The organism is Streptomyces atriruber, from assembly GCF_001418325.1.
GTDB classification, from domain to species: Bacteria; Actinomycetota; Actinomycetes; order Streptomycetales; family Streptomycetaceae; genus Streptomyces; species Streptomyces atriruber.
Genome location: NZ_LIPN01000329.1, coordinates 1 through 7,389, shown reverse-complemented (window position 1 = coordinate 7,389; position 7,389 = coordinate 1). Strand labels below are relative to the sequence as shown.

At 73.0% G+C, this 7,389-nt stretch carries 5 protein-coding genes and 1 tRNA gene; 5 read left to right on the top strand and 1 reads right to left on the bottom strand.

The genetic code is table 11. From position 1 onward, the window contains the following. Positions 1 to 74 (top strand) — tRNA-Pro (locus tag AOK03_RS29915). A gap of 217 nt (positions 75 to 291) precedes the next feature. After that, positions 292 to 1,311 (top strand): helix-turn-helix domain-containing protein, encoded by a 1,020-nt coding sequence (locus tag AOK03_RS29910; protein ID WP_055568489.1) that lies wholly within the window; start codon positions 292 to 294, stop codon positions 1,309 to 1,311. Between the two features lie 490 nt (positions 1,312 to 1,801). On the opposite strand, the gene AOK03_RS42830 is transcribed toward AOK03_RS29910, so the two are convergent. Continuing rightward, on the bottom strand, positions 1,802 to 1,942 hold the full coding sequence (locus AOK03_RS42830) for a hypothetical protein (protein WP_157869115.1): 141 nt from the start codon (positions 1,940 to 1,942) through the stop codon (positions 1,802 to 1,804). Between the two features lie 258 nt (positions 1,943 to 2,200). Here AOK03_RS42830 and AOK03_RS29905 point away from each other — a divergent pair, with 258 nt between their 5' ends. From AOK03_RS29905 to AOK03_RS29895, 3 genes are all read left to right on the top strand, one after another. Beyond that, on the top strand, positions 2,201 to 5,329 hold the full coding sequence (locus tag AOK03_RS29905; RefSeq protein ID WP_167355655.1) for a lantibiotic dehydratase: 3,129 nt from the start codon (positions 2,201 to 2,203) through the stop codon (positions 5,327 to 5,329). Then, the gene (locus AOK03_RS29900) at positions 5,326 to 6,624 is read left to right on the top strand and encodes a lanthionine synthetase C family protein (RefSeq protein WP_055568487.1); all 1,299 of its coding nucleotides are present in this window, start codon (positions 5,326 to 5,328) and stop codon (positions 6,622 to 6,624) included. The genes AOK03_RS29905 and AOK03_RS29900 overlap by 4 nt, the downstream gene beginning before the upstream one ends. 100 nt (positions 6,625 to 6,724) lie before the next feature. After that, entirely contained in the window at positions 6,725 to 7,285 is a 561-nt protein-coding gene (locus AOK03_RS29895; RefSeq protein WP_055568486.1) for a hypothetical protein, read from the top strand. Positions 7,286 to 7,389: the final 104 nt, after the last annotated feature.

The following is a 7,389-nucleotide window of genomic DNA, read 5'->3' as shown; positions in this document are numbered from 1 at the left end:
CGGGACGTGGCGCAGCTTGGTAGCGCACTTGACTGGGGGTCAAGGGGTCGCAGGTTCAAATCCTGTCGTCCCGACTTGAGAAAGTCGCAGATCAGGGCCGGTTTCGGAGAAATCCGAAACCGGCCCTCGGTCGTTCTTGGCGGCCGCGCACGCGGCGAGGTGGGCCAACCCGGTCGCCCGGGTGCCGGGACGTCCGGGCGCCCCGTCGGCTCCGTCCGGCCGCCGTGTCTGCCGGAGGAGGAATGGGACACTGGGCCGCGGGACCGGGAACGGCGGGGAACGGGGCGGTCGGTGACGAAGCGCATTCACTTCACGGCGGAGGATCTCGCGCGGACCAGGGTGACGACCACCCTCGGTGTGGCCGCCGAGACCCTGGACGGCATCAAACGGCTGCGGCAGGATGCGGGCACCCCGGCCTTCCGCAGGTGGCGCACCTCGGTGGGCAGGACGCGGGGCGGACGCCTGGGCGAACAGGCGGGCCCCCTGCTCGCGTTGATGCCCCCACGAGGGCCCCAGATCGATGTGGCGAGCCTCGCGGGGCACGCCACCTGCATCGACGAGGCGGTCGACAACCTGCTGGCGGCTCCACGTGCGCTGACGCGCCTCGAAGTCGAGTACCTCGACGTCCCTCCCGCCCATCGTGCGTGGGCCCGGAGCCTGGCCGACGGCGACCGTGAGGCCCGGCTCCAGTTGGCCGAGGCGCTGCGGGCCTGCCATCGGGTGGCCGTCGCCCCGTACTGGCCGCAGATGCGGTTGCACCTGGAGTCGGCCCGGTCCGGTTATGTGCGTGCGATGGCCGACGGCGGGGTCGAGCGGCTGCTGCAGACGCTGAGCGGCCCACTGGTGCGCTGGCGGCCTCCCGTGCTCGAAGTGCGCCATCCCCGCGACGCGGACATCCACCTGCGGGGGCGCGGGCTCACCATCGCGCCGACAGTGTTCTCGTCGCAGCGGGCGGAGCTGTTGCTGAGCCTCGTGGACCCGGATCAGCCGCCTGTGCTGGCCCTGCCCACGGTCGGCGAGGAGGTGGACGGCTCCGCGCATTGGTTCACGGAGGAGGCCGACGAGCGCTCGCTCGACGATCTGATGGGGCGGCCCAGGGCCGCCGTGCTCGCGGCCGCGGCCGACGGCTGCAGCACGACCGAACTGGCCCGCCGCCTCGGCATCTCGCCCGCGACGGCCAGCCAGCACGCGGCCGTGCTGCGCAGGGCCGCCCTGATCACCACCCGCCGCGACGGCAAGGCGGTCCTGCACGCGACCACGCAGCTGGGCGCCGCGCTGCTGGCCTCCGCCACCCATGGTTTCGGCCCCTGACGAAAGGATCGCGGCCTCCCGTCTGCCGCGCGATAGTTGTCGGCGTCCCAACATCGGGAGTGACGGCACGCGCGGTCGGGGGATGCGCGCGTGCCGTCCATCGGGCCGCACCGTGGTGCCGTACACGGGCGTCGATGTCCGCGCGTGCACCCTGCACCCTGCGGCCCGCACACCGGGAATCCACGAAACAGGAAAACCGTCGTGCGGATGCGTGCGGGGCGAATGCTGAGCCGGCGCGGGCAGTCGCATCCTGAACGGGATTCCAGTCGCTCATTGGCGATACGCAATGCATAAAAGAAAAGGCCGCCGGATGGTACGCCCAAATATCCGCGGCGCGGTGGCGTGCGCGAAAGCCCTGCCCGTCGGTGCGGGAGGTCTTGCCCGAAAGGGCAATAGGCGGTGCCCCCGAGTTCGGCTGATTGTCGCGCGGCGGGGCCGGTTCCGGCCCTGCGGAACAGCACCGGAACCGGCCTCATTCATAGAGCCTGCGTCAGCAGAGCGAACAGGTCGTGCACGTGCGGAAGCAGGAGTCGTCGGAGATCGAGCCCGCGGCGCTGTCCTGCGCGACGTCCTGGATGGCGGTCTCGGTGAGGTCGATGTCGAACAGGTCTTCAGTCAGGCTTTCGGTCATGGCTATTCCTTCCGGTGGCACCTGTGAAACCGAACGAATCGTCACTCTTGGGTGACGGTATCGGAATCTAGGTACGAATAACGGACGGAGTCAAGGGGTTACGGACCGATGGGGGCCTGGGTAGTGTGACGGCAATCCCGGGCCGGGGAATACGTGATTCCCGGCTTCGTTTCATGGGGCACCCAGAAAGGATTGATGGCGCAGATGCGGCATGGCCAAAACGCAGAACCTGTGTTTCGCTGCGCGGACGGCGTGCTCGTGAGGGCGCCACTCCTGCCACGCCGTAGAGCCCACGCGACCTGGCAGACCGGGGCGTCGGAGAGCCGAAAGGACCCGGAGCGGCGAGCGGCCGGGGACGGACCCGACGAGCTCCGCTCGCAGTTGGCCGAGCTGCTCGCCGACACACGGTTCCGCGAGGCCCTGGACGTGTCGAGTCCCTCGCTCGCCCGCACCGTCGAGACCGTCCTCGCGGGCACCCCGGTCGCCGCGTCCGACCTTCGCAAGGCCCATCGAGCGGTGACCCGGTACCTGCTCCGTGCCGCCTCGCGACCCACTCCCTTCGGTCTGCTCGCGGGCGTCATGTGGGGTTCCTTCGGCGCGGCCACCAAGGGCGAACTCAGCGGCACCGGGCACAAGGCCGCACGGCTCGACGCGGGTCTGATGGCTCGACTGATCGCCGAGTGGGAGCGCGATCCGACCGTGCACCGAGGGCTGAGCGTGGTGGCCAACGGGCTGTGCTTCGTGCGCGGCGGGCGCCTGGTGCTGCCCTTCGCACCGGCCGGACCGGGTTCGGGCACCACCGTCCCGCCGGGCGAAAACCGCCCCACGTCACGTACGTTGCGCCACACGCCGGTCGTGCGCGCGCTGCTCGAAGCCGCCGCCCGCCCCGTCCGCTGCGACGACCTGATCGGCGAGGTCGAGGCGCGGTTCCCCGGGGCCCCCGAAGGCGCCGTGGCCCGGCTCGTCGCCCAGCTCATCGGCGCGGAGGTCCTGCTGACGGAACTGCGTCCGCCCCTGGACACCCCCGACCCCCTGGCACACGTCGAGGCGCTGCTGCCGGCCGGGACCCCCGCGGCCCGGCGCATCGCCGGGCTCCGCGCCTCCCTGGACGACTACACCCGTACCCCGCTCGGCGAGGGAAGAGAGGCCTGGCGTACGGCACTTGGCACCGCAGTCGGGGCCATGAAGGACGCATCGCCCGGCGCCTCCCCGCACGCCGTGCAAGTGGACCTGCGCCTGGACGGCACCGTCGTGCTCGCGCATGAGGTCGCCCGCGAACTGGAGCGCGCCGCCGACGCGCTGTGGCGGCTCGCTCCTCCCGGCGGAGGGCGGCTGACCGGCTATCACCAGGACTTCGTGGAGCGCTACGGCCTCGGGCGCCACGTTCCCGTCAAGGAGCTCATCGACCCCGACATCGGCCTCGGTGCCCCGGCCGGATACCGGCTGCCCCCGAGCCACCGCCCCGCTCCCGGGCCCACCTCCTCGGGAGGCGAACGGCAGCGGCTGCTGCTGGGGCTCGCGGCCGGGGCACAGGCGCGCGGATCGCGCGAGGTCGTCCTGGACGAGGAGTGGCTGCACAGACTCGAACGCGCCGACCGAGGTGAGTCCGGCGACCGGGACGGCGCCGCCGACAGCTCACGACCGCCCGCACTCGAACTCATCGTGCGGGTCGCGGCGGAGTCGGCCGCCGCCGTCGACCGCGGCGACTTCACCCTCGTCGTCAATGGCGCGGCCACCACCTCCGGCGGGCTCATGGGACGGTTCGCCCACCTCTTCGAGCCCGCGCAGGGCGAAGAGATCCGGCACACGGTACGCAGCGCCCGCGACGACACCACCGGCCGTCTCCCCGTACAGATCCACCACCAGGCATCCCACCACCGGCACGCCAACGTCGCGCAGGTACCGACGTGGCTGGACGGGCGCCTCGTCGTCGGTGCCCATCCCGGACCCGACGTGCCGGGCGTCACCGACCTGACCCTCGACGACATCGCCGTCTGCGCCGACTCCGAGGGCTTCCGGATCGTGTCCGTCTCACTGGGCCGTGAGCTGACACCGTCCGCGTTGCACGTCCTCAATCGCGAACTCACCGCGCCCAACGCGGTGCGCTTCCTCGTCGAAGCCGCCGCGTTCCGGCGCAGGCAGTGGCGCCTGTGGGAGTGGGGCGCCGCCGAGGACCTGCCCTTCCTGCCCGCTGTCCGCGTCGGCCGCACCCTCCTGACGCCTGCTCGCTGGCGCCTCGACGACGCGGCCGGACTGTCCCTGGAGGAGTGGCGCGAGCTCTGGCAGGTGCCCGACCACGTCCAGCTCGCCCTCGGCGACCACCGCATTCCGCTCAACCTCGCCGTCCCCGCGCACCGGGAGATCCTGCTGCGCGAGTACGCGCGGACGGGCGCGGCCGAGGTCCACGAGCCGCTCCAGGGCCAGGACCTGGACAGCGGATGGCTCCAGGGCCCGGGCGGGGCCCACGAAGCGGAAGCGGTCGTGACCCTGATCCCCCGCTCGCGACGGGCCGAGCCGCCACGGCAGGCCGCGCGGCCCGTGCGCACCGCGCTCCCGGCATCCCGCGGCGGCACCGGCGAGATCCCGCCCGGCGGCCCCTGGCTCTATGCGACGCTCTACACGTCCGCCGAGCGCCAGAACGAGGTCCTGACCGGACCGCTGCGCCGCTTCCTGGCCGAGCTGCCCTCCCCGGACCAGGAGCCGGGCGGCGTCGACCGATGGTTCTTCATCCGGTACGCCGACCCCGACCCGCACCTGCGGCTGCGCCTGCACGGCCACCCGGCCCTGCTCAACGGCACCGTCCTGCCCCGACTCCACGATCTGGCACGACAGCTCTCCGCCGACGGGACCGCCCGAGGCCTGCGCATCGACAGCTATGCCCCCGAGCTCGAACGGTACGGGGGGCCGGTCCTGCTCGGAGCGGCCGAGGAGGTGTTCCACGCGGACAGCGGGCTCGTCGTCGAGCGCCTCGCGGCTCCGACGGACGACGCGATCCTGTCCGCCGCGCACGACGTGACCGCGCTGGTGGCGGCCTTCCACCGGGGCTACGGCGGAGACTGGCGGCACTGGCTCACCAGCACCTATCCCAAGCGGGAAGAACACCACAAGGCCTTCGCGGCACGCAGGAAGACGGCTCTCGCCCGCATCACGCCACAGGACCCGGAGCCACACCCGCACCACGCGGCGTCCGAACGCTTCGGGCGGCTGGTGCGACAGGAGCAGGACCGGGGCGCGCTGAGCGTCTCCGCGACCGCGGTGCTCGCCTCCCTCGTCCACATGCACTGCAACCGGCGCCTGGGGGTCGACCGTACGGCCGAGGCACAGGCACTGGCCGTGGCCCGCGGCGCCGTCCGGGCCCACCTCGACCGGGAAAGGGCCCGCGCATGACCGAGCACCCCGTCGCGCTGCTCGCGGAGCGCGTCACCGACCCGGTGGCCCTCGCCGAGCGCGTGACCAGGGCCCAGACGCCGGAGGCGGCCGAGCCCCGCTCCCTGTGGCACCCGCAGTCCCTCGCGGACGGCCATCCGGGCGTCGCCCTGCTCCTCGCGTCACTCGCCCACACCGATCCCGCCTACGGGCGAGCCACGCACGCCCACCTGACGGCCGCGGTCACCGGCGTGCGCCGGCCCGCGCGCGAAGGGCTGTACGCCGGGCTGCCCGCGGTGGCCTTCGCCGCCCGCACGGCGGTCGACCGGCCCGGTGCGTACGCCGGGCTGCTCACCAGGCTGGACGCTCAAGTCGCCCTGCTCGTACGACGCATCGTCGAAGCGGACACACCGCGCGTGGCGGCGGGCGAGGCCGGGGCGCGGATGCACGGATACGACGTGGTGGCGGGCCTCTCCGGCCTGGGCCGTCTGCTCCTGGCGGCCGGGCCCGACCACCGGGAGACCACCGAACTCCTGCTCGCCCACCTCGTCGCGCTCACCCGCCCGGTGACCGGGCCGGGCGGACGGACGCTGCCCGGCTGGTGGACGAGCGACCCGGTGCTGGTCAGTGAGCCGGACGGTATCCCCGGTGGTCACCTCAACGTCGGCCTGGCCCACGGCATCCCCGGCCCGCTCGCGCTGCTCTCCCTCGCCCACCGGGCGGGGTTCCGCGTGCCCGGCCAGGAACGGGCCATCCGGACCATCGCCGAATGGCTCCTGGCACGCCGCAGCGCGGACGGCGCGGGCTGGCCCAACATCGTCCCGCTGGCGGCCGAACTCGCGGCAGCGTCCGGCGGCACCCGTCCCGACCTGGCCGAGGCACGCACCGGCTGGTGCTACGGAACCCCCGGCGTCGCCCGCTCCCTCCAACTGGCCGCGCTGGCGCTCAAGGAGCCCGACTGGAACCAACAGGCGGTGGCCGCGGTCGCCCTCACCTGCGACCGGGCCGACTTCGCCGACCCCACCCTCTGCCACGGCCTCGCCGGCCTCACCACGATCGTGGCCCTCATGGCCCAGGAGCCCGGCGGCGCCGAACTGCGCTCATTCCTACCGGTGCTGACGGAGTCCCTGGCGGCCGCGGCGGACCCCGCGCATCCCTTCGTATGGCCTGCCGCCGCACCGGGCGAGGGCACCCTCGTGCACCGGCCCGGATTCCTGGACGGCGCGTCAGGCGCCGCACTGGCCCTGCGCCATGCCACGAACCCCGAGGCTCCTCAGGGCCAACTGCCTTGGCAGGCGGCGCTGCTGCTGTGCTGAAACCGTCGTCGTACGTCGACGGCCGTCCAATGCGGCGGTGAATTCCGGTTGGTGGTTGACTGCGGGTGCGCAGGACAGCCGTACGCCGGGGAGGGCCGGGTTGGACAGCTCCATCAGCCAGATCGTGATCGCGGTGCTGGGCATCGGCGGCACCCTCGCGGCCGCCGTGATCACACAGCGCAGCGCCGACCGGACCAGGGTCCGCGAGCTGGATCACGTCAGGCGGCTGCAGCAGGACGAGCGCGAGTACGCCACGCGGCTGGCCCGGCTGGAGGCGCGGCGCACGTGCTACGCCACGCTCAGCGCCGGCACGCGCGACTTGGCCAACGCGATGACGAACGTCTTCCACGCCCTGGAGAAGGGTGAGGTGACCGAGGAACTGCGGGCGGATCTGGCGCGGGCACGCCGTGAGCAGCGGATGCGGCACGCGGAGGCCCAGATGGTGCTGCCCGACGGGGTGGCCGAGGCGGCCAGCACGGCGAACCGCCTTCTCGGCGATGCCTACGGCGTGTTGATGCGTCTCGACGTGGGCACCGCCCAGCCGGGCGAGAACCTGGAGACCGCCCGGGAGAGCCTGGAGCAGGTGTGGGGTCCCCTGTGGAGGATGCGCCGCGTCATGCGTGTCGACCTCGGGATCACGGAACCCGACGAGGACGAGTAGCGGCCGACGGACAGGACGACCGGAGGCCAGGGTGACGCAGAAGTAGGAGGGCCGTGTTTGTGCCCCCGGGGGAGCCGCGCGCGTCCGGGGGCGGGGTGTTCGGG

Excerpts from the sequence above, each read along its gene's own strand:
- AOK03_RS42830 (WP_157869115.1), bottom strand. The coding sequence starts at position 1,942 with ATGACCGAAAGCCTGACTGAAGACCTGTTCGACATCGACCTCACCGAG.
- AOK03_RS29900 (WP_055568487.1), top strand. The coding sequence starts at position 5,326 with ATGACCGAGCACCCCGTCGCGCTGCTCGCGGAGCGCGTCACCGACCCG.